General features: G+C 70.0%; 23 protein-coding genes and 1 riboswitch. Of the genes, 8 read left to right on the forward strand and 15 right to left on the reverse strand.

The window, feature by feature from the left end; all coding sequences use genetic code 11:
- The first annotated feature begins 122 nt into the window (after positions 1–122).
- Complete coding sequence (locus tag FB381_RS12665) at positions 123–314, forward strand: hypothetical protein (RefSeq protein ID WP_141780615.1); 192 nt, start codon at positions 123–125, stop codon at positions 312–314.
- Positions 311–838, forward strand: a complete 528-nt coding sequence (locus FB381_RS12670) for a DoxX family protein (protein ID WP_141780616.1) — start codon at positions 311–313, stop codon at positions 836–838. The genes FB381_RS12665 and FB381_RS12670 overlap by 4 nt, the downstream gene beginning before the upstream one ends.
- Here the strand turns inward: FB381_RS12670 and FB381_RS12675 are convergent.
- On the reverse strand, positions 793–1,254 hold the full coding sequence (locus tag FB381_RS12675; RefSeq protein WP_211352411.1) for a GNAT family N-acetyltransferase: 462 nt from the start codon (positions 1,252–1,254) through the stop codon (positions 793–795). The two genes, FB381_RS12670 and FB381_RS12675, sit on opposite strands and share 46 nt — an antisense overlap.
- Before the next feature lie 186 nt (positions 1,255–1,440).
- Between FB381_RS12675 and FB381_RS12680 the strand changes: the two genes are divergently transcribed.
- Positions 1,441–2,169 (forward strand): peptidylprolyl isomerase, encoded by a 729-nt coding sequence (locus FB381_RS12680; RefSeq protein WP_141780617.1) that lies wholly within the window; start codon positions 1,441–1,443, stop codon positions 2,167–2,169.
- An 88-nt stretch (positions 2,170–2,257) separates the two neighbouring features.
- Here FB381_RS12680 and soxR read toward each other — a convergent pair whose 3' ends face one another.
- On the reverse strand, positions 2,258–2,740 hold the full coding sequence (gene soxR / locus FB381_RS12685) for a redox-sensitive transcriptional activator SoxR (protein ID WP_246088086.1): 483 nt from the start codon (positions 2,738–2,740) through the stop codon (positions 2,258–2,260).
- Positions 2,741–2,792: 52 nt separating this feature from the next.
- Between soxR and FB381_RS12690 the strand changes: the two genes are divergently transcribed.
- Positions 2,793–3,491, forward strand: coding sequence for an SDR family NAD(P)-dependent oxidoreductase (locus tag FB381_RS12690; RefSeq protein WP_141780618.1), 699 nt, complete (start codon positions 2,793–2,795; stop codon positions 3,489–3,491).
- Complete coding sequence (locus tag FB381_RS12695) at positions 3,488–4,549, forward strand: S-adenosylmethionine:tRNA ribosyltransferase-isomerase (protein WP_141780619.1); 1,062 nt, start codon at positions 3,488–3,490, stop codon at positions 4,547–4,549. The genes FB381_RS12690 and FB381_RS12695 overlap by 4 nt, the downstream gene beginning before the upstream one ends.
- Positions 4,550–4,665: 116 nt before the next feature.
- Here the strand turns inward: FB381_RS12695 and FB381_RS12700 are convergent, their stop codons facing one another.
- Positions 4,666–5,100 carry an OsmC family protein gene (locus FB381_RS12700; RefSeq protein ID WP_141780620.1) on the reverse strand — a complete coding sequence of 145 codons (435 nt, stop codon included), beginning with the start codon at positions 5,098–5,100 and terminating at the stop codon, positions 4,666–4,668.
- Positions 5,101–5,137: 37 nt separating this feature from the next.
- Here FB381_RS12700 and pepN point away from each other — a divergent pair, with 37 nt between their 5' ends.
- The 3 genes from pepN to FB381_RS12715 all read left to right on the forward strand — a co-directional run bounded on the left by pepN (position 5,138) and on the right by FB381_RS12715 (position 11,774).
- Positions 5,138–7,591 (forward strand): aminopeptidase N, encoded by a 2,454-nt coding sequence (gene pepN, locus FB381_RS12705; protein ID WP_141780621.1) that lies wholly within the window; start codon positions 5,138–5,140, stop codon positions 7,589–7,591.
- Positions 7,592–7,653: 62 nt separating this feature from the next.
- Positions 7,654–8,853: an exonuclease SbcCD subunit D gene (locus tag FB381_RS12710; protein WP_141780622.1), complete on the forward strand. Its 1,200-nt coding sequence runs from the start codon at positions 7,654–7,656 to the stop codon at positions 8,851–8,853.
- Complete coding sequence (locus tag FB381_RS12715; RefSeq protein ID WP_141780623.1) at positions 8,853–11,774, forward strand: AAA family ATPase; 2,922 nt, start codon at positions 8,853–8,855, stop codon at positions 11,772–11,774. The genes FB381_RS12710 and FB381_RS12715 overlap by 1 nt, the downstream gene beginning before the upstream one ends.
- 144 nt (positions 11,775–11,918) lie before the next feature.
- Here FB381_RS12715 and gcvP read toward each other — a convergent pair whose 3' ends face one another.
- The 12 genes from gcvP to FB381_RS12775 form a co-directional block, all read right to left on the reverse strand.
- The gene (gcvP, locus tag FB381_RS12720; protein ID WP_141780624.1) at positions 11,919–14,822 is read right to left on the reverse strand and encodes an aminomethyl-transferring glycine dehydrogenase; all 2,904 of its coding nucleotides are present in this window, start codon (positions 14,820–14,822) and stop codon (positions 11,919–11,921) included.
- A gap of 61 nt (positions 14,823–14,883) precedes the next feature.
- Positions 14,884–14,974, reverse strand: a riboswitch (glycine riboswitch).
- Between the two features lie 76 nt (positions 14,975–15,050).
- Positions 15,051–15,668, reverse strand: coding sequence for a MerR family transcriptional regulator (locus FB381_RS12725; protein ID WP_141780625.1), 618 nt, complete (start codon positions 15,666–15,668; stop codon positions 15,051–15,053).
- Positions 15,669–15,845: 177 nt separating this feature from the next.
- Positions 15,846–16,313 (reverse strand): bifunctional nuclease family protein, encoded by a 468-nt coding sequence (locus FB381_RS12730; RefSeq protein WP_141780626.1) that lies wholly within the window; start codon positions 16,311–16,313, stop codon positions 15,846–15,848.
- Between the two features lie 65 nt (positions 16,314–16,378).
- Positions 16,379–17,131 carry a transcriptional regulator FtsR gene (gene ftsR, locus FB381_RS12735; protein ID WP_141780627.1) on the reverse strand — a complete coding sequence of 251 codons (753 nt, stop codon included), beginning with the start codon at positions 17,129–17,131 and terminating at the stop codon, positions 16,379–16,381.
- A gap of 2 nt (positions 17,132–17,133) precedes the next feature.
- Positions 17,134–17,616: an FHA domain-containing protein gene (locus tag FB381_RS12740; protein WP_141780628.1), complete on the reverse strand. Its 483-nt coding sequence runs from the start codon at positions 17,614–17,616 to the stop codon at positions 17,134–17,136.
- 147 nt (positions 17,617–17,763) lie between these two features.
- Positions 17,764–18,150, reverse strand: coding sequence for a glycine cleavage system protein GcvH (gene gcvH, locus FB381_RS12745; RefSeq protein WP_342778411.1), 387 nt, complete (start codon positions 18,148–18,150; stop codon positions 17,764–17,766).
- A gap of 91 nt (positions 18,151–18,241) precedes the next feature.
- Positions 18,242–19,810 (reverse strand): DUF881 domain-containing protein, encoded by a 1,569-nt coding sequence (locus FB381_RS12750; RefSeq protein ID WP_141780630.1) that lies wholly within the window; start codon positions 19,808–19,810, stop codon positions 18,242–18,244.
- Positions 19,803–20,135, reverse strand: a complete 333-nt coding sequence (locus FB381_RS12755) for a small basic family protein (protein ID WP_141780631.1) — start codon at positions 20,133–20,135, stop codon at positions 19,803–19,805. The genes FB381_RS12750 and FB381_RS12755 overlap by 8 nt, the downstream gene beginning before the upstream one ends.
- Complete coding sequence (locus FB381_RS12760; RefSeq protein WP_141780632.1) at positions 20,132–21,025, reverse strand: DUF881 domain-containing protein; 894 nt, start codon at positions 21,023–21,025, stop codon at positions 20,132–20,134. Before FB381_RS12760 ends, FB381_RS12755 begins: the two co-directional genes overlap by 4 nt.
- Positions 21,018–21,746, reverse strand: a complete 729-nt coding sequence (locus tag FB381_RS12765; protein WP_141780633.1) for a CDP-alcohol phosphatidyltransferase family protein — start codon at positions 21,744–21,746, stop codon at positions 21,018–21,020. The genes FB381_RS12760 and FB381_RS12765 overlap by 8 nt, the downstream gene beginning before the upstream one ends.
- 36 nt (positions 21,747–21,782) lie before the next feature.
- On the reverse strand, positions 21,783–22,841 hold the full coding sequence (locus FB381_RS12770; protein ID WP_141780634.1) for a hemolysin family protein: 1,059 nt from the start codon (positions 22,839–22,841) through the stop codon (positions 21,783–21,785).
- The gene (locus FB381_RS12775) at positions 22,841–24,184 is read right to left on the reverse strand and encodes a hemolysin family protein (RefSeq protein ID WP_141780635.1); all 1,344 of its coding nucleotides are present in this window, start codon (positions 24,182–24,184) and stop codon (positions 22,841–22,843) included. Before FB381_RS12775 ends, FB381_RS12770 begins: the two co-directional genes overlap by 1 nt.
- Positions 24,185–24,462 lie beyond the last annotated feature (278 nt).

A 24,462-nucleotide genomic window follows, 5' to 3' on the forward strand; every position in this document is an offset into this window, starting at 1 on the left:
TGACCCGTGCGGAGCTCCCCGCCGTACCCATTTCCTGAGAAGTCACCCGCCGAGGCTGAAGATGGGCTGAGGGTGGGGGTCGCAGCGGTGAACGCGGGTGCAGGCTGTGGCACGCTGGCGAGGTGAACGAGGTCTGGTACGTCGTCGGGCTGGTCGCGGTCTCCGCGGTCGTGCTCGCGCTTGGGTTGTGGTTCGTGCGGCGTGAGATCCGGGACGGGATCTCGCCGGCACCGGTGCTGTGGGCCGGCTATGCGGTCGTCGCGGCGTTCGTCGTGCTCGGCGCCCTGCGCACCTCCTGGGTGGTGCTCTCATGAGGACGCGCGCCGACATTTTCGGGTGGGTCGGTCTGGCCGGGCGCCTCTACCTCGGCTTCGTGTTCCTGGCCGCGGGCATCGCCAAGCTTCCCGAGCCGACGATCACCGAGCAGGCGGTGCGTGGCTACCAGCTCCTGCCGTGGCAGCTCGCTGCGACGTACGCCATCGCGATGCCGATCGCCGAGATCATCCTCGGGGCGATGCTGGTCCTCGGACTGTTCACCCGCACAGCGGCGGTCGCGGTCGCGCTCGGGCTGTGCTCGTTCCTCCTCGGGATCACCTCGGCGTGGGTGCGCGGGCTCGACATCGACTGCGGCTGCTTCGGTGGGGGCGGCGCGTCGGCAGATCCTGCCTACCTCGCCGACACGTTCCGCGACCTCGGTTGGCTCGCGATCGCGGTCTTCCTGATCCTCCTGCGCCGCACCAAGCTCGCGCTGGACGACCTGCTGTTCCGGCGTGATCCGGTGGCGCTCGAGGGCTACAGCGAGAGCTCGAAGAAGACCGAGCTAGGGTCGAGCACGTAACTGCCGAACGGCGGCCGTTCGGTGAATCCGTTGCCTCGGTAGAGCCGCCGGGCAGGCTCGTAGAGATCTTCCGTGCCGGTCTCCAGGAGCAACCGGCCGGCACCTCGTGACCTCGCCTGCTCGACGAGGTGACGAAGCAGCGCGGTCGCGATGCCACGGCCACGGGCGGCCGCGGTGGTGCGCATCGACTTGAGCTCGTAGTCGCCGTCGCCGAGCGACTTCAACGCACCGCAGGCGACGAGCTCCGTCTCCTCCCAGGCCGACCAGAAGCTGATCCCTGGCGCTCGCAGAGCCTCGAGGTCGAGTGCGTGCACCGATTCGGCCGGGCTCGCGGCGTACATGTCCTCGAGGTGCTCCTCCAGGAGTCGGATCACCTCTGGCCGGGTCAGGTCGTCGAGCTCGAAGTGTGCTGGCACGTCGGCGAGGCTAACCGGCCCCTCCCTTTCGCGGCGGTTGTGGGTGTGGCGAGGCTGGTGCAGTATCGCGGCCGACGACAAGGGTGTGCGATAGTGCGCCGGACTAACGTCTGGACGTCAGGTCGAGCGGCGCGCCAGACCGGGCCGGTCGGGCCGAACTCGGGCCGGCTCCCCTAGCATCTGCGCATGCTGACTCGTACGCTCTCGGCCACTGCCGCCGCTGCCCTGCTCCTGACACTCTCCGCCTGCGGCTCAGGCTCGGGCTCCGAGGACTCCGGTGCCACGGAGGAGAGCAAGGGGCCGAAGTCGAGCGGGACGAGCGACTGGAAGTCGATCGTCTCGCCGGGCAAGGCGAGCTGTGACTACCCCGAGGACCCGATGGGCGCCTCGAAGGAGGTCGACGCGCCGGAGAAGACCGCGCAGTACACCGGCAAGGTGCCCGCCACGATCAACACCTCTGTCGGCGAGCTCGCGATCACCCTCGACGCCGACAAGGCGCCGTGCACGGTCAACTCTTTCCTCTCCCTGGCCTCCCAGGACTACTACGACGGCACCTCCTGCCACCGCCTCGGCGCCAACCCCGGCTTCGAGCTGCTGCAGTGCGGCGACCCGACCGGCCAGGGCACCGGTGGGCCGGGCTACACGATCCCTGACGAGTTCAAGGACACCGACACCTTCCCGGCCGGCACCCTGGCGATGGCCAACACCGGCCGGCCCGACTCCGGCGGCAGCCAGTTCTTCATGGTCTTCGGCGACACCGAGCTGCCGCCGTCCTACACCGTCTTCGGCACCCTCGACCCGGCCGCCGTCAAGGCTCTCGAGAAGGTCGGGCAGGCCGGCGTCGCCGAGGCCGGCCCCGACGGCACCGGCACGCCGAAGACGCCGGTGGACTTCGAAACCATCTCTGTCGACTGACAAACCCCCGCCGAGAAGTCACTCCTGCAGGTCGAGTGGGCACCTGAGTGCCCACTCGACCTGCAGACCTGACGCTTCGACCTGGGTCTCAGGCTCGGCGGCGGGGTGGCTCCCGACGTAGGGCCTTGGGGAGGTAGGCCGCACCACTCCCCTGGGCCGCCGCGGTGTCGCCGGGGTTGGAGATGCGGCAGCGCTGCAGGGAGAGGCAGCCGCACCCGATGCAGGAGTCGAGATTGTCGCGCAGGCGTTCGAGGGCGTTGATCTGCTCCTCGAGGCGATGGCGCCAGTGCTTCGACATCCGCGCCCAGTCGGCCTTCGTCGGCGTGCGGTCCCCCGGCAGGCAGTCGAGCTCGGCCCTGATCTCCTCCAGGCTCAGGCCGACGTTGGCAGCGGCCCGGATGAAGGCGAGCCGGCGCAGCACGCTGCGCTCGAACGTACGCTGCCCTCCGCCCGAGCGCTCGGCCCTGATCAACCCCTGGCTCTCGTAGTAGCGCACCGCCGAGGCCGCATAGCCGCTGCGCCGGGTCACCTCCCCCATCGTGAGCAGGTCATGGGTGTTCATCTCGCTCATCTTCAAATCAACCCTTGATCTCAAGTTCACTTTAGGTTGAATGCTAGCGAGCATGAACAGATCACACAACGAAGTAGCAGTCGTCACGGGCGGGTCGGCAGGACTCGGGCTCGCCCTCGTCGCGGCGCTGGCCGGCAGCGGATGGAGCGTCATCACCGACGCCCGCGACGCCGGGCGCCTCCACACCGCGCTGCCGAGCAGCTCTCGCATCACCAGCCTTGCCGGCGACGTACGCGATCCAGACCATCAGGACGCGATCGCGGCCGCCGTCGCGCGCCACGGCCGCCTCGACCTGGTCGTGCACAACGCCAGCGAACTCGGCCCGATGCTTCCGCTGGCCGAGGCCACTGCCAACCATCTCTCCACCGTGCTCGAGACGAACCTCATCGCTCCGCTCACGCTCTCGCAGCGCCTCCTCCCCTACCTGATCGCCTCGCGGGGCACCCTCGTCGGCATCTCCAGCGACGCGGCGGTCGAGCACTACCCGACCTGGGGAACGTACGCCGCGAGCAAGGCCGCGCTCGATCACCTGATCCTGACGCTGGGCGAGGAGAACGGCATCCGCGCCTTCGCGCTCGACCCGGGCGACATGCGCACCGCCATGCACCAGGCCGCCTTCCCCGGCGAGGACATCTCCGACCGCCCGCTTCCGGAGTCGGTCGTGCCGCACCTGCTCGCCCTGTTCGCGAGCGACACCGCGTCGGGTCGCTATCGCGCCGCCGACCTCTCCCTCGAAGGAGCAACCCGATGACACTCCTCGTCGAACACCCCACCACCACCTTCCCCGCCCCCGACGACACCACCGCTCCCGCCCCGGCGGAGTGGCGAGGTCGCGGCCGCGACGAGGTGCGGATGCTCGTCGCCCGCCCGGACGGCGTGAGCCATGCCCGGTTCGGTGACCTGGCCGACCACCTCTCCCCCGGCGATCTGGTCGTGGTCAACGACTCCGCGACCGAGGCACGTCAGCTCGACGCCGACATGGTCGGGCGCGGCCGGGTCGTGGTCCACCTCGCGCAGCGTCTCGACTCCGGCTGGGCGCTCGAGATCCGCTCGGCGCCCGACGCCTCGCGCGCCGTGCTCGACGCCTCCGAGGGTGACGTGGTCGTCACCGGCGGGCTGCGAGCGACGCTGCTCGAGCCCTATCCCGACGGCCGTACGTCGTCGCCGACGGGCGAGGGAAATCGGCTCTGGCGCGCCGAGATCACCGGCGACGTGGCCGCTGAGCTCGAGGGGGCCGGCCGCCCGATCGCCTACGGCTACCTCGACCGGCGCTACCCGCTCTCGGCCTACCAGACGGTGTTCGGTCGTCGTCCCGGCAGCGCCGAGATGCCGTCGGCCGCCCGGCCGTTCACGCAGTCGCTGGTCACCGACCTCGTCTCGCGCGGCATCCAGATCGCGCCGATCACGCTCCACACCGGCGTCTCCTCCCAGGAGGCCGGCGAGGCACCGGGCGCGGAGTGGTTCGAGGTCTCGGAGACCACCGCACGGGTGGTGGAGCAGACCAGGCTCGCAGGCGGACGCGTGGTCGCGGCCGGCACGACCGTCACCCGGGCTCTGGAGTCCGCGGTCGTCGAGGCCACCGGGGTCGTACGCGCCGCCAGCGGCTGGACCGACCGCGTGGTCACGCCCGCCAACCCGCCCTACGTCGTCAACGGGCTCATCACCGGTTGGCACGACCCGCAGGCGAGCCACCTGCTCCTCGTGGAAGCGGTCGCGGGCACCGAGCTCACCCAGTCGGCCTACGACGCGGCGGTCGCCGAGGGCTACCTGTGGCACGAGTTCGGCGACTCCGCTCTCCTGCTCCCCTGACCCGCCGAGAAGTCACGTAGGCCGAGAGGTCACTCCCGCAGGTCGAGCGGGCACCTGGGTGCCCACTCGACCTGCACACGTGACTCCTCAGCCTGCGGGAGTGACGCCTCGGTGCCTCAGAGGTCACCTTCGGCGTAGGCCACCGGGGTCTCGACGGCGACGGTGCGACCGACGGTGCACAGTCGGGTCTCCGACTTCTCGATGGCGTCGGGGAGCACCTTGCGGGCCGCGTCGCCCTCCTCCCCCTCGGGGAAGGTGATGTCGAAGGTGACGGAGAGGTCGACGAGGCGGTTGCCGTGCTCGTCACGGATCTTGCGCCCGGCGGCGAGCGCTTCGAAGGCCTCCATCGGCGACCGCTTGCCGGTGATGAAGTCGACGTCGAGTGCGCTGCATCCGGCCAGCGCCGCCAGGAGCAGCTCGACGGGCGTGAAGTCGGGGTCCTCGCCGTGGCCGATCGACAGGGTGCCCCCTCGCGAGTTGATCGCCCGAAAGCGGTGTTCGCCGATCTTCTCCAGGGAAACCGAGCGCAGTTCTGCAGCAGAGTCAGTCATGGGGAAAGAGTGCCACCCGAGGGCTAGCCTGTGCGACGTGACCATCCAGAGCCTTCCCCTCCGCCGCGACGAGGCCGCCTCCCGAGCCACTCTGCTGAGCATCGACGACTACGACGTACGTCTCGATCTCGCCTCCAGCGAGGAGACCTTCGGCTCCGTGACGACGATCCGGTTCACCTCGCAGGGCGGCCCGACGTTCGTCGACCTCAAGCCCGTCTCGGTCGAGGCGATCCGGCTCAACGGCCGGCCCGTCGCCCCGAGCGAGCTCGCGCACGGCCGCCTCCCGATCACCACGCAGGAGGGCGCCAACGAGCTGGTCGTCGAGGCGACCATGCCGTTCCGCAACGACGGCGAGGGGCTGCACCGCAGCGTCGATCCCGCCGACGGGAAGGCCTACGTCTACGGGATGTGCTTCATGGACGCCGCACCGACGATCTTCGCGTGCTTCGACCAGCCCGACCTCAAGGCGCCCTACACCTTCCACGTCACCGCGCCGCACGACTGGACGGTCATCGGCAACGCCCCAGGCGCTCAGACCGAGCCCGGGGTGTGGGAGCTGGAGCGGAGCCAGCCGCTCTCGACGTACTTCGTCACGCTCGTCGCCGGGCCGTGGCACATGATCCACGACGAGCACGACGGGATCCCGCTGTCGCTGAGCTCGCGGCAGAGCATCGCGGCCGACCTCGACAAGGACGCCGAGGAGCTCTTCACGCTCACCAAGCAGTGCTTCGACGAGTTCCACCGCCTCTTCGGCATCCGCTACCCCTTCGGCAACTACCACCAGGCGTTCGTGCCGGAGTTCAACGCGGGCGCGATGGAGAACCCGGGCTGCGTGACCTTCCGCGACCCGATGATCTTCACCTCGCGCGTGACCCGCGGGATGCGGATCCAGCGCGCCACCACGGTCGCCCACGAGATGGCGCACCAGTGGTTCGGCGACCTGGTCACCCCGCAGTGGTGGGACGACCTGTGGCTCAACGAGTCGTTCGCCGAATACATGGGCAACCGGGTGACCGCCGAGGTCACCGAGTACGACGACGCCTGGGCCGACGTCTCCTACGCCCGGCGCCAGTGGGGTCTGACCGCCGACCAGCGTGGCTCGACCCACTCGGTCGCAGGCAACGGCGCCGAGGACGCCGTCTCGGCGCTGCAGAACTTCGACGGCATCTCCTACTCCAAGGGCTCCGCGATCCTGCGCCAGCTGGCCGCCGCGCTGGGGGACGACGTCTTCTTCGCCGGTGCGATCGACCACTTCACCACCCACCGGTTCGGCAACGCGACGATGCACGACCTCTTCGCCTCCTGGGCGAAGGCGGCGGAGGCGGCCGGTGTCGAGTTCGACCTCGACACCTTCACCTCCCAGTGGCTCCTCACCGCCGGCCCCGACACGCTCTCCTGGGACCCGTCGAAGATGGTCATCAACCGCACGGCCCCCGCGCTGCACCCCGCCGACCGCTCCCACACCTTCCGCGCCGCCATCCTCAACGGCACCCGCTGGACCACCGAGGAGATCACGGTCACCGGCGACCGTACGCCGCTCCAGGTCGCCGCCAACGCGGTCGTGCTCGACCCCTACGACGACACCTGGGCCGCGGCGATCCCCGACTGGGAGACGGTGCAGGCCCTCAAGGGCGCGCTGCCGTCGGTCACCGACGGCCGCCTGCGCGCGGGAGTGTGGAACAACCTGCGCAGCGCCTGGTTCAACGCCGCGGTCGACCCCGCCGACATCGTCGACATCGCCGAGGCTTCGCTGCCGGTCGAAGACCTCGAGGACACCCACCGGCGCACCATGCCCTGGCTCTTCGGCTCGGTGGTGCCGCTGGCGCCCGAGGGTGCTCGCGAGCGGCTCCACGACGCCGCGATCCGCAAGCTCGACGAGGTCGCGCCGGGCTCCGAGCTGCAGCTCTCGGCCTACCGGGCCGCGATCCGGTCGGCGTCGTCGCAGACCCTGCTGCGGCGCTGGCTGGTGACTCCTCCCGACGGCATCGAGACCGACCTCGACCTGCGCTGGCGGGTGCTGACCAAGCTGGCCGAGCACGGGTTCACGACCCGTGAGGAGCTGCGGGCCGCCTACGCCGCGGAGCCGGCCAACGAGGCCCGTATCCACCTCAACGGCGCCTTGGCGAGCCTCCCCGACGCCGAGGCCAAGGCCTTCGCCTGGTCGGTGTTCACCGGTGAGACCGACCTGCCCAACTACGACATCCTCGCTGTCGGCCACGGGCTCTGGCGCGGACCCGCCGAGCTGACCGAGGCCTATGTGGAGCGCTACTTCGACGAGCTTCCCGCCACCGCCGCGAAGCGGTCCGGCTGGAGCCTCGCCGAGGCCGCCGAGGCGTTCTTCCCCGCACACTCGGTCACCGAGGCCACCCTCGGCGCGGCCCGCGCCGTCATCGAGCACGACCTCGATCCAGGCGTACGCCGCCGCGTGGCTGACGCCGCCGACAACCTGCAGCGCCACCTCGCGGTGAAGATCACCTACCCGAGGGGGTAGCACTCCGGCTGACGCGGTGCGTCGGCGGCAAGAGTGTCGGCGCTCACCGATAGTTTTCGGATATGCGGATCCTGCACACCTCCGACTGGCATCTGGGCCGGTCCTTCCACCGGGAGGGCATGCTCGGTCACCAGGCGGCGTACGTCGATCATCTCCTCTCCGTCGTGGAGCAGGAGCGGGTCGACGTGGTGTGCGTCTCCGGCGACGTCTACGACCGTGCGCTTCCGCAGGTCGACGCGGTGCGGCTGGCCTCGGAGACGCTTGCGCGGCTGGCCGCCTCACGCGCGAAGGTCGTCATCACCAGCGGCAACCACGACTCCGCGCAGCGGCTCGGCTTCGGCTCCGACCTGATCGACGCTGCCGGCATCTTCATCCGCACCGACCTCGCCGCTGTCGGGCGTCCGGTGATGCTCCCCGACGAGCACGGCGAGGTGGCTTTCTACGGCCTCCCCTACCTCGAACCCGACACCACCCGGGCCTCCTGGGGTCTCGAGTCCCGCTCCCACCAGGCGGCTCTCGGCGAGGCGATGCGCCGGGTGCGCGCCGATCTCGACGCTCGCCACACCCGCAGCGTGGTGATGGCCCATGCCTTCGTGACCGGTGCCGAGCCGTCCGACTCCGAGCGCGACATCTCGGTCGGCGGTGTCTCGATGGTGCCCGCCAGCCTGTTCGAGACCATCTCCTACGCCGCCCTGGGCCACCTCCACGGCCGCCAGCGGATCACCGAGACGGTGCGCTACAGCGGGTCGCCGCTGGCCTACTCCTTCTCCGAGGCCGACCATCTCAAGGGCTCGTGGCTCATCGATCTCGACGAGTCCGGCCTGGTCGCGAGCGAGTTCGTCGAGGCGCCGGTGCCGCGGCGGCTCGCTCGGCTGCGGGGCACGCTCGACGAGCTTCTCAGCGACCCCAGCCACCAGGCGTACGAAGACTCGTGGCTGCAGATCACGCTGACCGACCGGATCCGCCCGGGGCAGGCGATGGAGCGCCTGCGTCGCCGTTTCCCGCACACGCTGGTGCTGGGCTTCGAGTCGACCGCACCGGTGCTGGGAGCCCTCTCCCGCCCCGACCCGGCCACGCCGAGACGTGACATCGACCTGGTGAGCGAGTTCGTGGCCGAGCTGCGCGGTGAGCCGGCTGCCAAGGCCGAGCTGGCGCTGTTGCAGACCGCGGTCGACGCCTGCTGCGAAGACCCCGAGGTCGACGCGCTCGACACCTCCGCGAGCAGGTCCGATGACGACGAGTGGCTCGAGGTGCTCTTCTGATGCGCCTTCACCACCTGGAGGTGACCGCGTTCGGCCCGTTCACCGGCTCCGTCGCCGTCGACTTCGACCAGCTCTCCGGCGCGGGGCTGTTCCTGCTCTCGGGGGCGACCGGAGCCGGCAAGACGAGCGTGCTCGACGCGGTCTGCTTCGCGCTCTACGGCGACGTGCCCGGCGACCGCGCGGTCGCGAAGCGGCTGCGCAGCGACCGTGCGCCCGCCGACGTGCCCACCCGCGTGGTCTTGGAGGCGACCCTCGCGCAGCGACGCTTCCGCATCACCCGGTCGCCGTCGTGGGAGCGGGCCAAGCGTCGCGGCACCGGCACCACGACGCAGCAGGCCTCCGTGGTGCTGATGGAGCAGGTCGGCGAGGAGTGGCGCACCCTCACCACCCGACTCGACGAGGCCGGATACCTGGTCTCAGACCTCCTCGGCATGACGCTGACCCAGTTCGTGCAGGTCGCGATGCTGCCGCAGGGCCGCTTCCAGGCCTTCCTCCGCTCCAGCGCCGAGGAGCGCAAGCGCCTGCTCGAGCGCCTCTTCCGCACCGAGCGCTTCGCCGACGTGGAGCGGTGGCTGCGCGAGCGTCGCGTCGAGCTGCGGCGCAGCTCGGAGTCGCTCAACGCCGACGTCGCCGAGGTGGTCAGCCGCATCAGCGAGACCGCGGCCGTCACCCTCCCCGACGACTGGGACGTGCACGACCTCAGCCTCCCGGCCGGTGACGGCGCCGTCGCGACCTGGGCGCGCGAGCTGACCGAGAGCGCCACCGAGGCCCAGGCCGTCACCTCCGGTGCGGCGATGGAGGCCCTGGCAGCCGAGTCGGAGACCCTCGCCGCCCTCGACGCAGGCAGGGTGGTCGCTGAGAAGCAGCGCGGTCTGCGGGCGGCCGCCGAGGAGGAGAGCCGCCTGGTCGCCGGTGCCGAGGCGCAGGAAGAGCGGGTACGCCGCGTCGACGCCGCCCGCCGGGCCGAGGCCGTCACCGGGGTCGCCGAGCTCGCCGACAAGGCCCGCCGCGACCACGAGCGGGCGGCCGCTCTCGCCTCGCGCGACATGACCCTGACCGAGGCCGGTGCCGCTGTCGACCGCATCGCCTCCCAGCTCTCCCAGGCTCGTGCCCTGGTGCCGGTGCAGACCCGCCTCAGCGACGTCGACCGCGAGCTCGAGTCCACCGGTGCGCAGCGCGACCGGCTGCGCGGTCAGGCACGCGAGCAGGCGCGGCTCGCTGACGACCTGCCCCGGAAGGTGCAGACGCTGACGGCGAGCCTGAAGGCGGCCACCGAGGCCGCCGCCGCGCTCCCGGCGCTGCGCGCCCGCGTCGCCGCGGTCGACGAGGTCGCCCGGCTCGAGCGAGAGATCGCCGAGGCTCGCACCCGACACGGGTCGGCCAGGGCAGCCGCGATGGAGGCGCGCACGCGCTATCTCGACGTACGCCAGGCACGACTCGACGGCATCGCCGCCGAGCTCGCCGGCGCCCTGGCGGTCGGCGCCGACTGCCCGGTCTGCGGATCGCACGACCACCCTCACAAGGCCTCACCCGCCGAAGGTGCTCCCGACGCGGCCGCCGAGAAGGCCGCCCAGGCGACGTACGACAACGCCAGCGCCGAGGAGCACGCCCGCGACCAGCACGTGCGTGACCTCGCCACCCGGCTCCAGCTCGCCCAGGAGGGTGCCGGTGAGGGCGAGGAGTCGACCGGCTCGCTCACCGAACGTCTCGCCGGCATGGAGCGTACGGCCGCGGGTGAGGAGCGGCTGCGGGCCGAGCTCGCTGAGGCCGAGGAGAGTCGAGCCCGCTCGGCCGAGCTCCGCGCCGACCTGGAGGCCCGCACCGCCGCGCTCGAGACCACCTGGCTCCACCTCACCGACGAGCGCGAGCGGCTCGAGCGGCAGCTGCGCGACCTACGTGGCGACCATCCCGACCTCGATGCCCTGCTGGCCGCCCTCGACCGCGAGCACCGGACTGCGACCACGACCCGCGAACGGCTCGAGCATGCCGCCCGTGCCGCCGAGGCGCTCGCCACGGCGGAGAACACCTTGGCCGCCACCGCGGCTCGGGCCGGCTTCGAGACCCCCGAGAGCGCGCTCTCGGCGGCTCTCCCCCCGGCGCAGATCACGGCACTGAGCGATCAGATCAAGACGTACGCAGACCGGCTGGCCACCGCTCGTGCCGCGCTCGACTCTCCCGAGGCCACCGAGATCCTGGCGACCGACGCGCCCGACCTCCCCGCGCTGTCCATGGCGCACCGTCGGGCGGCCGAGTCCGCCGACGCGGCCCGCTCAGCAGCCGACACCGCCGCCAACCGTGCCGCTCGCCTCGACGCGCTCCTCCGCGACCTCGGGCAGGCTCTCTCCGCCTGGACACCCGTGCGCAACGACCTCGAGGTCGTCACCCGCATCGCCTCCTTCGCCGAGGGGAAGAGCAGCGACAACCAGCTACAGATGAGCCTCTCGGCCTACGTCGTCGCCTACCGCCTCACCCAGGTGGTCGCAGCCGCCAACGAGCGGCTGGCGAAGATGAGCGATCAGCGCTATGCGCTGGAGCACTCCGCCGCGAAGGGTGCCGGCGACCGCCGCGGCGGTTTGGCGCTGTTGGTGCGCGACGACTGGTCGGGCGAGTCCCGCGACCCGGCCACTCTCTCGGGCGGTGAGACCTTCGTCGTCTCCCTCGCCCTCGCCCTCGGCCTGGCCGACGTCATCATGAACGAGGCCGGCGGGCAGATGCTCGACACGCTGTTCGTCGACGAAGGCTTCGGCTCCCTCGACGCCGACACCCTCGACGACGTGCTCGACGTGCTCGACACCCTCCGTGAAGGCGGCCGCATCATCGGCGTGGTCAGTCACGTCACCGAGATGCGCGAACGCATCCCCACCCAGCTGGCCGTCACCAAGGGCCGCGAGGGTTCGACCCTCCAGATCCTCGGCATCTGACTCACCAGCTCGCCGAGTCGGCCCGTCCTGACCACACCCCTCGCCGAGTCGGCGCGTCCTGACCACACCCCTCGCCGAGTCGGCGCGTTCCAACGCGCCGACTCGACCTGGTTCTCGGTCAGAACGAGCCGACTCGGCGGGAGATCAGTCGGCGAAGGACTCGACCGGCGGGCAGGAGCAGACCAGGTTGCGGTCGCCGTAGGTGTTGTCGATGCGAGCCACCGGCGGCCAGTACTTGTCGCCCGAGCCGTTGGGTCCGGTCATGCCCTGCGGGAAGACGGCCTCTTCGCGCGAGTAGGGGCGGTCCCAGTCACCGACGAGCGCACGCGAGGTGTGCGGGGCGCCACGCAGGATCGAGCTCTCCGGGGTCCACTCGCCCGACGCGACCTGGTCGATCTCGCCCTTGATCGCGATCATGGCGTCGATGAACCGGTCGAGCTCGGCGAGGTCCTCCGACTCGGTGGGCTCGACCATGAGCGTGCCCGCGACGGGGAACGACATCGTCGGGGCGTGGAAGCCGTAGTCGATGAGGCGCTTGGCGACGTCGTCGACGCTCACGCCGGTCTCCTTGGTCATCGCCCGCAGGTCGAGGATGCACTCGTGCGCGACCAGCCCGGTCTCGCCGCGGTAGAGCACCGGGAAGTGCTCGCCGAGACGGGCTGCCACGTAGTTGGCCGACAGCACCGCAGCCCCGGTGGCCCGGGTCAGGCCCTCGGCGCCCATCAGACGTACGTAGGCCCAGGAGATCGGCAGGATGCCGGCCGAGCCGTACGGAGCCGCCGAGATGGCGCCGATGCCCGAGCGCTTCGCGGCGTCGGGGTGCAGCGAGTGCGAGGGCAGGTAGGGAGCCAGGTGGGAGCGGACCGCGACCGGGCCGACGCCGGGACCACCGCCGCCGTGCGGGATGCAGAAGGTCTTGTGCAGGTTGAGGTGGGAGACGTCGCCGCCGAACTCGCCGGGCTTGGCGTAGCCCAGGAGCGCGTTGAAGTTGGCGCCGTCGATGTAGACCTGGCCGCCGACCTCGTGCACCAGCGAGCAGACCTCGGTGATGCCCTCTTCGTAGACGCCGTGGGTCGAGGGGTAGGTCACCATGATCGCGGCGACCTTCTCGCCGTGGTCGGCCAGCTTCGCGCGCAGGTCGTCGAGGTCGACGGTGCCGTCCTCAGCAGACTTCACCACCTGCACCTTCATCCCGGCCATGACCGCGGAGGCGGCGTTGGTGCCGTGCGCCGAGGACGGCATCAGGCAGATGTTGCGCTCGCCCTGACCCTGCGCCTCGAGATAACCACGGATCGCCATCAGGCCGGCGAACTCGCCCTGCGAGCCGGCGTTCGGCTGGATCGAGACCTCGTCGTAACCGGTGACAGCGGCCAGCCACCCCTCCAGCTCGCCCACGAGCCGGGTGTATCCGGCGGCGTCCTCGGCGGGCACGAACGGGTGCAGGTCTGCGAAACCGGGCAGCGAGATCGGCTCCATCTCGGTGGTCGCGTTGAGCTTCATCGTGCAGGAGCCGAGCGGGATCATGCCCTTGTCGAGCGCGTAGTCGCGCGCGGCGAGACGGTGCAGGTAGCGCAGCATCTGGGTCTCGCTGTGGTGGGCGTTGAACACCTCATGAGTGAGATAGTCAGTCGTACGCAGCAGGCCCTCGGGCAGCGCGCTGGGTGTGGTGCGGTCGACCTCCTCGAGGTCCACCCCGGTGACGCCGAACGCGCTCAGCACGGCAGACAGCGTCGAGCGCGTGGTCGCCTCCGAGGTCGAGACACCGACGGTGTCGGCGTCCACCTGACGCAGGTGAACGCCGAAGCGACGAGCCGAGGCGACCACGTCGGCCGCTCGGCCGGGCACGGTGACGCCGATCGTGTCGAAGAAGGTCTCCGATACCAGCGGGAGGCCGGCGGAGCGCAGCGCTGCGGCCAGGACGGCGGCGTACCGGTGGGTCCGGGTCGCGATCGAGCGCAGCCCGGCAGGACCGTGATAGACGGCGTACATCGAGGCGCCCACGGCCAGCAGCACTTGAGCGGTGCAGATGTTGGAGGTCGCCTTCTCACGGCGGATGTGCTGCTCCCGGGTCTGCAGGGCCAACCGGTAGGCGGGCCGCCCCTCCGCGTCGACGGAGACGCCGACCAGGCGGCCGGGCAGGTGTCGCTCGATGCCCTGGTGGACGGCCATGTAGCCGGCGTGGGGGCCGCCGTAGAAGAGCGGGATGCCGAAACGCTGGGTGGATCCGACGACCACGTCGGCGCCGAGAGTGCCGGGCGCCTCGAGCAGGGTCAGCGAGAGCAGGTCGGCGGCGACCACGGCGAGCGCGCCCCGCTCGTGGGCGGCGTCGATGACCGGCTTCAGGTCGGGCACGCGGCCGGAGGTGCCGGGGTACTGCACCAGCACGCCGATCAGGTCACCCTCGGGCAGGCCCTCGGAGAGGTCGGCGACGACGACCTCGAGGCCCATCGCCTCGGCACGCACCTTCACGACCTCGATCGACTGCGGCAGCGCGTCGGCGTCGATGACGAACGGACCAGACCCCTTGCGGTTGGCCCTGTGCACGAGCGCCAGCGCCTCGGCGGCTGCCGTGCCCTCGTCGAGGAGGGACGAGTTGGCGACCGGGAGCCCGGCCAGGTCGCCCACCATCGTCTGGAAGTTGAGCAGCGCCTCCAGGCGGCCCTGAGAGATCTCGGGCTGGTAGGGCGTGTAGGCGGTGTACCAGCTCGGGTCCTCGAGCACGTTGCGCCGGATCACCGGCGGGGTCACGGTGGCGTGGTAGCCCAGCCCGATCATGGCCTCGCCCGGCTTGTTGGACGCGGCGATCTCCCGCGCCAGCGACGCGACCTGCGACTCGGACAGCGGGCCCGGAAGGTCGAGCGATTCGACGGAGCGGATCCCGGCCGGCACCGCCGCGTCCATCATCGCCGCCACCGACTCGTAGCCGAGGCGTTGCAGCATCGTCGCCTCGTCGGCGGAGGAGAGCCCGACGTGGCGCTCCACGAACGGGGAGGCGGCGTCGAGCTCGGACAGAGTGGGCGTGTCGGACACAGTGGCTCCTGAGGGCATCTAAGACAAACTCGTACGCCCTCCCCCTCTGTCACGCGCCGATGCGCTGCTTCAGAGCTGCCTGGTCCGCACAGTCGTGGATGCCTGAGAGTTTCCGGGGAGGAATTGCCCCTTCGGCGCTCCAACGCGTGGAGCTCTCCCATGCGGGATCGTCAGCACCACCAGCATAAACGACTGGGCCCTGAGACCACGCGTCTGCGTGGCCCCAGGGCCCAGTCTCAGCTCGGTTCAGCCCGCGTTGCGGGCGGCTCGCCTGGCGGCCAGCTCGTCGGACATGCTCGCGACCTGCTCGCCGTCTTCGTCCGTACGCTCGCTCGGCAGCGCGGAGAGGGTGCCCTCGATCTCGCGCCACACTCCGCCGATGGCGATGCCGAAGACTCCCTGCCCACCCTGGAGGAGATCGATCACCTCGTCGTTGCTGGTGCACTCGTAGACCGAGGCACCGTCGCTCATCAGGGTGACGCGGGTGAGGTCGTCGGTGCCGCGCTCACGCAGGTGATGGACGGCCGCACGGATCTGCTGCAGCGAGATCCCGGCGTCGAGGAGACGCTTGATGACCTTGAGGATCAAGATGTCGCGGAATGAGTAGAGCCGCTGGGTGCCGGAGCCGGTCGCGCCGCGCACGCTCGGCTCGACCAGGCCGGTGCGGGCCCAGTAGTCGAGCTGGCGGTAGCTGATGCCGGCTGCGTTGCAGGCCGTCGGGCCGCGATAGCCGGTGTCGCTCGGCAGGGGCGAGACATCGTCGGTGAAGAGAAGGCCCTGCTCGTCGGCCTGCTCCGCCGCGCGATGCGCGTCGTCGGCGCCGTGGCCGGGCTTCTGCTCGTGGTCGAACACGATGTCCTCCATCGTCTACTCCGTTGTGCGTAACTCCGCTCGGGGAATGAACGGTGAGGCGGGGGGACCACATCGCTGGAGTTACAACAGAGACAACTACAAGGTAAGCGTCGCAAGGGCCCCGGTCAAAGAACCCCCTCCGGCGTGTCGCTGGCCCTAACCCTCAGGTAGAACTTGAGGGTCCGAGTCTCAGTGTGACTCGAAGTCCTCCGGGGTGATCTCGTCGAGGAACTCACGGAACTTCTCGATCTCGTCCTCCTGCTCGGCGGGCACCGAGAGGCCGGCCTCGTCGAGCACCTCGTCGGAGACGACGATCTTCGTGCCCGTACGCAGTGCCAGCGCGATCGAGTCGGACGGCCGCGCACTCACCTCGATGCCGGAGGCGAAGACGAGGTTGGCGAAGAAGACGCGGTCCTCGACCGTCGTGATCTGCACCTCGCTCAGCTCGTTGCCGGTCGCCTCGACCACATCCTTGAGCAGGTCATGGGTCAGCGGCCTCGGCGGCACCACGCCCTGCTGGGCGAAGGCGATCGCAGTCGCCTCGACCGCACCGATCCAGATGGGCAGGTATCGCTCCCCCGCCACCTCGCGCAGGAGCACGATCGGCTGATTGGAGGGCATCTCCACCCGGACTCCGAGCACATCGACCTCGCGCATGTCATCCACCCTACCCGCCTCCGGGTGGCAGAAGCAGCCCGGCGGACCGATCGAGATCGTGTGGCTCAGCGCTCCCGCAGACCCGACTTCACCAAGGTGGCGTGCAGGCGCACCGCGAGAGACGCGATCTCGCTGCCGATCTCCTCGGCTCTGCCCTGCGCGCCCGCATTTCCCGGGCGGCGCAGCGGCGCCACGATCTGCTCGATGAGCCCGACCTCACGGTCTGCCGCGGCCTTCACGCCACGCAGATGACGGGGCTCGATGCCGAATTCGGCCAGCTCTTTTGCCGTGCGCGCGATCGCCAGCGCGTCGGTGTCGTAATGACCGCTGCGCAGCGGCACGACGAGGGCCATCCGCTCGAGCTCGGTGAGCAGGTCGTCGTCGACCTCGGCCACCTTGAGGAGCTCGCGCCGCGAGATCCGCATGTTGTCCGTACGCCGAAACGACTCAGCTCCGGGAGCGCCGTCGGGGGTCAGCGCGACCGTCGGGACGGTGGGCACCGTCGCCTCGATCTCCGGCGGCTCGAGGCCACGGTCGATCGCATCGAGGTGCTCGCCGATGACCTTCAACGGCAGATAGTGGTCGCGCTGCATCCGCAGGACGTAGCGCAGTCGTTCCACGTCACGCAGGGAGAACTTGCGGTAGCCCGCAGGGGTGCGCTCCGGCTTGATCAGGCCCTTGTCCTCGAGGAACCGGATCTTCGGGATGGTGACCGTCGGAAAGTCGGGACGCAGCTGGTCAAGGACCTGGCCGATGTTGAGCCGCTCCCCCGAGTCGCTGGCCGGCCGTTGAGGGTCGGGCATCGCGGCGGCGGCCATGTCTAGGCGCTTTCGTGTCCGGCGTAGAAGACGAGACGGAACTTGCCGACCTGCACCTCGTCGCCGTCCTTGAGGACGACCTTCTCGATGCGGTCGCGGTTGACGTAGGTGCCGTTGAGGCTGCCTCCGTCGGAGACCTCGAAGGTGTCACCGGTGCGCGCGAACGAGGCGTGGCGGCGAGAGACGGTGACGTCGTCGAGGAAGATGTCGCTGTCCGGGTGACGGCCGGCGACCACGGTGTCCTTGTCGAGCAGGAACCGGCTGCCGGAGCCGGGACCACGCTGCACGACAAGCATGCCGTTGCCCCGCGGCAACGCCTCGACGGTGGCAGCCTCGACAGGGCTGAGCAGCCGGTCAGAGGTGTCGGCGTCGGCCCCGAGCTGGATCGTCGAGGTCTGCTCGGTCCCGGTCAGGCTTACGCCACACTGCGAGCAGAACCGTGCTTCGTCGGGGTTCTGGCTGCCGCAGGCGGGGCACACGGACATTTCAAGCTCCAGGTTGATCGAGGGCCGGGCATACACCCTCAAGTGAACGTTGAGGGATGGTGTCTGAAACCTATCAGGTCCGCGGTTCGCGCGGTTGCCGACTCGGTACGTCCCGGCCCATGTTGTGGGTGGTGGCTGAGCAGGCGTCTACGCGTCGAGCGAGGCCTCGTAGGCAGCGGCGTCGAGGAGGCCGTCGACCTCACCACTGTCGGCCGGGACGACCTCGAAGAGCCAGCCGCCGCCGTAGGGGTCGTCGTTGACGAGCTCCGGGGTCGCGTCGAGCGATCCGTTGGCGGCGACGACCTCGCCGGAGATCGGCGCGTAGATGTCACTGACCGACTTGGTCGATTCCAGCTCACCACAGCTCTCGCCGGCCTTGATCGTGTCACCGACGGCGGGCAGGGAGACGTAGACGATGTCGCCCAGAGCGTCCTGGGCGAAGCTGGTGATGCCGACTCGCACGGAGCCGTCGGTCTCGCCGGGGTTGCGAAGCCACTCGTGCTCGCTGGTGTACTTCAGGTCCTCGGGATACACGTGCATCTCCTCTTCAGGCGTGCTGGTCGGGACCGAGGATCCACCCTCGATCCGGTTGACGAAACCCTACTGCGCCGCACCGACAGATCGCTCAGTGGGACACGGTGTGGGTCGACTCGATGTCGATCTTCTCGCGCGACTTCACCTTGACGTCGGCTCCCTGGTCCTCGAGCTGGTCCCGCGGGCCCTGGTAGAAGTCGATGGCACCGGACAGCGTGTCGGGCGGCCCGATGACATGGAGGCGGTACGGCGGACTGACCAGCTCGCCACCGACGTCGAGACCGGGGTCGGGCTGGCTCACCTCGATCGAGGACGAGGCGACCAGGCGGACGGCCTCGCCGTCGGCACCCTCGATCTCCATCGCCTCGGCACCGCTCGTACGCAGCTCCTCGATGAGGTCGAGCAGTGCGGTCAGGCGCAGCGGGTCGCTGCCGGGCTCGATCTCGATCGTGATGCCCGGGCCGCTGACCGGGACCGTCCCTGCGATCACCTTGAGGGTGTCGACCTGCTCCTCGGCGCGCTGGAGAGCGGTCTGCTGCTGCAGGGTCTGGTCCTCGAGCTCGTCGCGCGTGCTCTCCAGATCCTCGATCTGCTCCTGGGCCTTCTGGGTCGTGCCGGCGAGGCCGGAGAGGATGTCGATCAGCTCCTGCTCGCGCAGACCTGCGTACGTCGAGTCCTCGGTGTTCGTCTGGACCTGCACGACCGCGGCGTACCCGAGCACGCACAGCAGCACCGCCACGGCCACCTGTCCGCGCCGGAAGTGCGATAGGGCGTCGAAGAGGCGAGCACGGCCGACCAACGGCTCGTCGTCGTCCTCAGGCTCCGACGGCTGGGCTGCTTCTGCCTCTTCTGCCGGCTTGGCTTCCTCGGTGGGCTCGGCCTCGTCCACGAGCCCGGCCTCGTCGGTCGGCTCGGTGTCGATTGCGTCGGTTGCCTCAGCGTCGGTCGCCTCAGCGTCGGTCGGTTCGGCTTCGGTGGATACGGGATCGGGGGTTGTCGCAGCCGACGAAGCGGACTCGTTCGGCTCGTCGTCAGGCTCGTCATCCGGGGTGACCTCGGCCTCTGCCGACTCCCCCGGACCTTCGTCGGGCTCGTCCGCATCGGTGGCCGCGTCCTCGTCCGAGTCGTCGGCCTCGGTCGCGGCGGCAGAGCTCTCCGGCTCCTCGTCGACCTCGTGAGGCTCTTCGGCCTCGACCGGCTCGGGTTCGTCCGTGGCCTCCGCCAGCTCTGGATCAGCCTCGTCGCCGGCGTCGTCCGACGGCTCCACCGCAGCCTCGTCGGCCTCGACCTGCTCGGGTTCATCCGCGGCCTCCGCGACCTCGGGATCAGCCTCGTCGCCGGCGTCGACCGACGGCTCGTCCGCAGCCTCGTCCGGGCCCTCCTCAGCGGGCACGTCAGCAGCCTCCGTCTCGGAGACGTCGCTCTCCCCCGCGTCCTCGGAGTCGTCTTCGTCCACATCGGCGGCGTCGACCGTCTCGGCGGCATCCTCGTCGGCCTCGTGGCCTGCATCCGCCTCGGCCGCGAGCTCCTCGCCGTCAGCCGCACCAGCCGAGGACGTAGCGACCTCGGGCTCGTCTGCGTCGTCGGGCGCTGTTGCTTCCGGCTCCTCGGCGACGATCTCTTCGTCGACCTCGGCTGCCTTCTTCTTCCGCTCACGCATGGAAGATGTGCCTCCGGATGGCTGCGACGTTGGTGAAGATACGGATGCCGAGCACGACGATGACGCCGGTCGAGAGCTGGCCGCCGACGCCGAGACGGTCACCGAGGTAGACGATGCCGGCGGCGATGAAGACGTTGCTGATGAAGGAGACGACGAAGACCTTGTCGTCGAAGATGCCGTCCATGAACGCGCGCAACGCTCCGAAGACCGCGTCCAGCGCCGCAACGACGGCGATCGGGAGATAAGGCGCGAGGCCGACGGGCACCTCGGGCTGGAAGAACAGTCCCAGCACGATGCCGATCACTAGGCCGATGACGGCGATCATTCTTCGCGGTCCCCTTCGGTGTTGTCAGTGGGCTTCTTGGAGCGCTCGTCGCCCTTGGCGTCGAGGTAGGTCAGCTCCAGCAGATCAGGTGGTGCGGCAGGGAGGGTGAGCCGGTCGATGTTCTCCACGTCGTAGGGCATCCCGTACTCCTGCGTGGTGGTGTGGATCATCACGCCGGAGATCGTCTCCGCGAAGCGTGCCGACAGCGTACGCGTGTCGCCGATCGCCGACACCTCGTAGGGCGGCGAGAGCGAGACGTCGTTCATCCGCAGCGTCGACCCGGAGGTGATCACACCGCTTCGCGGGGTCACCCGCTGCCCGTCGACGGAGACCGCGCTGGCGCCGGCCTCCCACAGACCGTTGACGATCACGGCGAGGTCGTAGTCACGCACGGTGCCGCCTTCGCTGCCGTCGGAGGCGTTGTCGATCGTGATCCTGATGCCCGATCCGGTCACCGGGGCGAACCCGGTGCGCTCGCCGGTCGCGGCGGCGTTGGCCGAGGTGCGCTCTGCCCGCTCGTCGAGCGAGCTCAGCGCCGCCTCACGCTTCTGGGTGTCGTCGCGGAGCTCGGAGATCTCCCGGTGGAGATCGGCGATGCCGGCCTGGCGCTGCTCGATGCGGTCGATCAGCACCTGCCGGCTCGTCTGGCGTACGTCCTCGTTGCGCGAGGTCTGCACGGCCGCGGTCGTGGCGAGCAGCGCGAACAGGCCCACGACCACCATCGCGCGAAAGCCGGGGCGACGCCGGCGGACGGGCTCCTCGCCGGCAGGGTCGCGGCGATGCGCAGCGGCCTTGTAGTCGGAGTCGATCGACTGGTCGGTGATGCGGTCCAGGAGCGGCTTGGTGACGTAGGCGCGCAGGTCGTCAGAGGCAGGGAGCCGGTCAGGCACGTGTCGAGCCACCCTTCTTCTCCAGCGGCGGTGTCGTGGCCATCAGACGGCGCACCTCCTGGGCATAGAGCACGAGGCTCCACCACAGCAGCACGATCCCCCACAGAGCGAGCGCCCAGCCGAACGCCTGCGCCAGCTGGAGCTTCACGCTCGGCTCCAGACCCAGGTCGAGGACCGCCGGGATGTCATGGCTGATGTAGAGCAGCGGGAACGAGGCCAGCAGGAAGAAGGCACCCACCTTGCCCAGCAGATGCACCGGCAGCGTACGCACCCCGCGGCTGCGCAGCAGCGGCACGAGCCCGAGCAGGGCGACGAGCCGCAACGGCACCAGCAGCGCGATCAGCCACGGGATCACCTCGACCTGCCACAGCGCGAACGTCGCCGCCAGGATCAAGACGTTGTTGGCGGCGACGTCGAGGATCTCTGCCGAGCGAGATCGGTCCAGCTGCTTGCGCCTCAGCCAGCTGTCGAGCAGGTCGGTGACCACCGCCAGCCCGAACGCCGCCAGCGCGATCACGTCGTCCTCGGCGATCATCACCGCCCACAGCACGACCGGCGCGTAGAGGAGGCGCAGGATGCTCAGCAGCTTGCCGAGCACCGGCTGGGTTCGGCCCGCCGAACCCAGCGGTCGCTGCGACGATCCCCGGCCCTGTTGCAGGCGGGGATCACCGGATCGACGGTTGGGCATCTGCAGGCTCTCCTCGGTCACCAGACGCGGCACGGACCAAACCCTAGTGGACGGGAGTCACTAAACCTGTCACTCGGTAGTCTGGACGTCGTCGGCGTGGGCTGCGTCGCGGATCTCGCCGACCAGCTCCTCGATGACATCCTCCAAGGTTGCCAGCCCGATGGTGCTGCCGTCGTGGTCGACCACCCTGGCCAGATGCGCTCCGCGACGCTGCAGCGTCTCGAGCGCCTCGTGGAGGGCGTCGTCGGGCGTGACCGTCGCGAACGGCCGGATCCACTTGTTCTGCACCGGCTGCCTGCGGCGTACGTCGTCGGGCTCGAGCACGTCCTTGATGTGCAGGTATCCGACCACCTCACCGCCCTCGTCGGCGACCGGGAAGCGGCTGTAGCCCGTGGTGGCGCAGACCGCCTCGATGTCGGCGCTGGAGGCGCCCCGCGGCACGATCGTCCAGCTGTCGATCGGGATGGTCACCTTGGCGACCGTCTTCTCGGTGAAGCCGAGCGCGCCGGCCAGGCGGCCGTACTCGTCCTCCTCGAGCAGGCCCTCGCCGCGTGACTCCTCGACCATCGCCGCCACCTCGGCGCGGGTGAACGCGGAGCTCACCTCGTCCTTCGGCTCGATCCCGAGCGCACGCACGCACACGTTGGCGACGTAGTTGAATGCGACGATCAGCGGGCGCAGCACGTAGACGACCGCGTAGATCGCCGGGCCCAGCACCAGGGCGGCCTTGTCGGGGCCGGCCAGAGCGATGTTCTTCGGCACCATCTCACCGATCACCACGTGCAGGAAGGTGACCACGAGCATGGCGATCACGAACGCGACCGGGTGATGGAACGCCTCGGGCAGGCCGACCACGTCGAACCCGGGCTCGAGCAGGTGCGCGAGCGCCGGCTCGGTGATCGCCAGCAGCAGCACCGAGCACACCGTGATGCCCAGCTGGGCACCGGCCATCATCAGGCTGATGTTCTCCATCGCCCGCAGGGTGATCTTCGCCAGCTGCGACCCGGACTGTGCGGCCGGCTCGATCTGGCTGCGTCGGGCCGAGACCAGTGCGAACTCGGAACCCACGAAGAAGCCGTTGCCGAGCAGCAGCACCAGGCCGAGCACCAGACCCATCGTCGTGCTCATCAGCCCACGACCTTCATCGAGATCCGGTCGATCCGGCGACCTTCCATGGCTTCCACCGTCAGCTTCACGTAGCGGGCGTAGACGTCGTCGTCATCGGAGTCGGGGGGCGGGTTGCCGGGCACGGTCAGCTCGGCGTTGGCGCCCCGCTCCGGGATGCGACCCAGCAGGCTCAGCAGGAGCCCGGCGACGGTGTCGTAGTCCTCCCCCTCGGGGAGGGCGACGCCGGTGATGTCCTCGACCTCGTCGGGGCGCAGCAGGCCCGAGAGCGACCAACCGCCGTCGCGACGCAGCCGCGCACGGGCACCGAGCGGGTCGTGCTCGTCGGAGATGTCTCCGACGATCTCCTCGATGACGTCCTCGAGGGTCACGATGCCGGCCTGGTCGCCGTACTCGTCGAGCACGATGGCCATCTGGAAGCCCTCGGTGCGCAGCAGCGCCATCAGCGGGTCCAGGCGCAGCGAGTCGGGCACCACGACGGGCGGCACCATCAGGTGCTTGACCTTCGCCGTGGCGCGCTCGTGCACCGGCAGCGCCACGGCCGCCTTGACGTGCACGGTGCCGACCACGGCCTCGCGCTCGTCGAGCACCGGGAACCGGGAGTTGCCCGTACGCCGGGTCAGCTCGATCAGCGTCTCGGCACGGTCGTTGTGGTCGAGGCTGTGCACGCGTACGCGCGGGGTCATGATCTCGCCCGCGGTGCGGGTGCCGAACTCCACCGAGCGCTCCATCAGCTCGGCGGTGTCTGCGTCGAGAGTGCCCTCGTGGGCGCTGCGCTGGATCAGCGAGGAGAGCTCGGCCGAGCTACGCGCCGAGCGCAGCTCCTCCTGCGGCTCCATTCCCAGGCGACGCACGATCGCGTTGGCGGTGCCGTTGAGCACCTTGATCGGGCCGCGCATGATCCGGGTGAAGGCGCGCATCGGCCCCTGGGTGACGCGCGCGGTCTCCAGCGGCAGCGCCAGGGCGAGGTTCTTGGGGACGAGCTCACCGAAGAGCATCGTCACGATGGTGGAGAGGATCAGGGCCACGGTCACGGCGACCGGAGCGACCATGCCCTCCGGGAGCCCGGCCGAGAGCAGCGGGGCGTCGATGAGCTCGGCGATGGCCGGCTCCGACATCCAGCCGATGCCGAGGTTGGTCACGGTGATGCCGACCTGGGCGCCGGAGAGGTTGCTGGAGAGCTCCTTCATGGCCCTCAGCACACCTTCGGCGCGCTTGTCGCCCTGGGCTGCGGCGGCCTCGACGTTGGCATGGTCGACGGTGACGAGCGAGAACTCGGCGGCGACGAACAGGCCGCAGGCCGCGACGAGCAGCAGCGCGAGCGCGATGAACAGCACCTCCGTCATCGCAGCAGCCTCGAATCACACAGCGAGCATGGATATTGGCCGGGTTGCGGTCCGTCCATCGGGGTTCAGTTCGTCCTTCGCTGTTAGAGGTTGGGCCAGCCTACATGGCGCTCACAGCGCGGCCTGCGGCGCGACGCCCCGCCGCGACGGCGTCTCCGCGGCCTAGTCGTCCGACGTCCCCGTCGGAGCATTACCGAGACGCACCGTCCACGATACGGCTGTGTGGCTTGACTCACTCGACGGACCACCTCGACCCTTTCCGGTCAGCAGCCGAATCT

This window comes from Nocardioides albertanoniae (assembly GCF_006716315.1).
Lineage (GTDB): Bacteria > Actinomycetota > Actinomycetes > Propionibacteriales > Nocardioidaceae > Nocardioides > Nocardioides albertanoniae.

Excerpts from the sequence above, each read along its gene's own strand:
- FB381_RS12710 (WP_141780622.1), top strand. The coding sequence starts at position 7,654 with ATGCGGATCCTGCACACCTCCGACTGGCATCTGGGCCGGTCCTTCCAC.
- FB381_RS12695 (WP_141780619.1), top strand. The coding sequence starts at position 3,488 with ATGACACTCCTCGTCGAACACCCCACCACCACCTTCCCCGCCCCCGAC.
- ftsR (WP_141780627.1), bottom strand. The coding sequence starts at position 17,131 with ATGGCCGCCGCCGCGATGCCCGACCCTCAACGGCCGGCCAGCGACTCG.
- FB381_RS12770 (WP_141780634.1), bottom strand. The coding sequence starts at position 22,841 with ATGAGCACGACGATGGGTCTGGTGCTCGGCCTGGTGCTGCTGCTCGGC.
- FB381_RS12680 (WP_141780617.1), top strand. The coding sequence starts at position 1,441 with ATGCTGACTCGTACGCTCTCGGCCACTGCCGCCGCTGCCCTGCTCCTG.
- FB381_RS12700 (WP_141780620.1), bottom strand. The coding sequence starts at position 5,100 with ATGACTGACTCTGCTGCAGAACTGCGCTCGGTTTCCCTGGAGAAGATC.
- FB381_RS12755 (WP_141780631.1), bottom strand. The coding sequence starts at position 20,135 with ATGATCGCCGTCATCGGCCTAGTGATCGGCATCGTGCTGGGACTGTTC.
- FB381_RS12690 (WP_141780618.1), top strand. The coding sequence starts at position 2,793 with ATGAACAGATCACACAACGAAGTAGCAGTCGTCACGGGCGGGTCGGCA.
- FB381_RS12775 (WP_141780635.1), bottom strand. The coding sequence starts at position 24,184 with ATGACGGAGGTGCTGTTCATCGCGCTCGCGCTGCTGCTCGTCGCGGCC.
- FB381_RS12740 (WP_141780628.1), bottom strand. The coding sequence starts at position 17,616 with ATGTCCGTGTGCCCCGCCTGCGGCAGCCAGAACCCCGACGAAGCACGG.
- soxR (WP_246088086.1), bottom strand. The coding sequence starts at position 2,740 with ATGAGCGAGATGAACACCCATGACCTGCTCACGATGGGGGAGGTGACC.
- FB381_RS12730 (WP_141780626.1), bottom strand. The coding sequence starts at position 16,313 with ATGCGCGAGGTCGATGTGCTCGGAGTCCGGGTGGAGATGCCCTCCAAT.
- FB381_RS12725 (WP_141780625.1), bottom strand. The coding sequence starts at position 15,668 with ATGGAGGACATCGTGTTCGACCACGAGCAGAAGCCCGGCCACGGCGCC.
- FB381_RS12750 (WP_141780630.1), bottom strand. The coding sequence starts at position 19,810 with ATGCGTGAGCGGAAGAAGAAGGCAGCCGAGGTCGACGAAGAGATCGTC.
- FB381_RS12715 (WP_141780623.1), top strand. The coding sequence starts at position 8,853 with ATGCGCCTTCACCACCTGGAGGTGACCGCGTTCGGCCCGTTCACCGGC.
- FB381_RS12670 (WP_141780616.1), top strand. The coding sequence starts at position 311 with ATGAGGACGCGCGCCGACATTTTCGGGTGGGTCGGTCTGGCCGGGCGC.
- gcvP (WP_141780624.1), bottom strand. The coding sequence starts at position 14,822 with ATGCCCTCAGGAGCCACTGTGTCCGACACGCCCACTCTGTCCGAGCTC.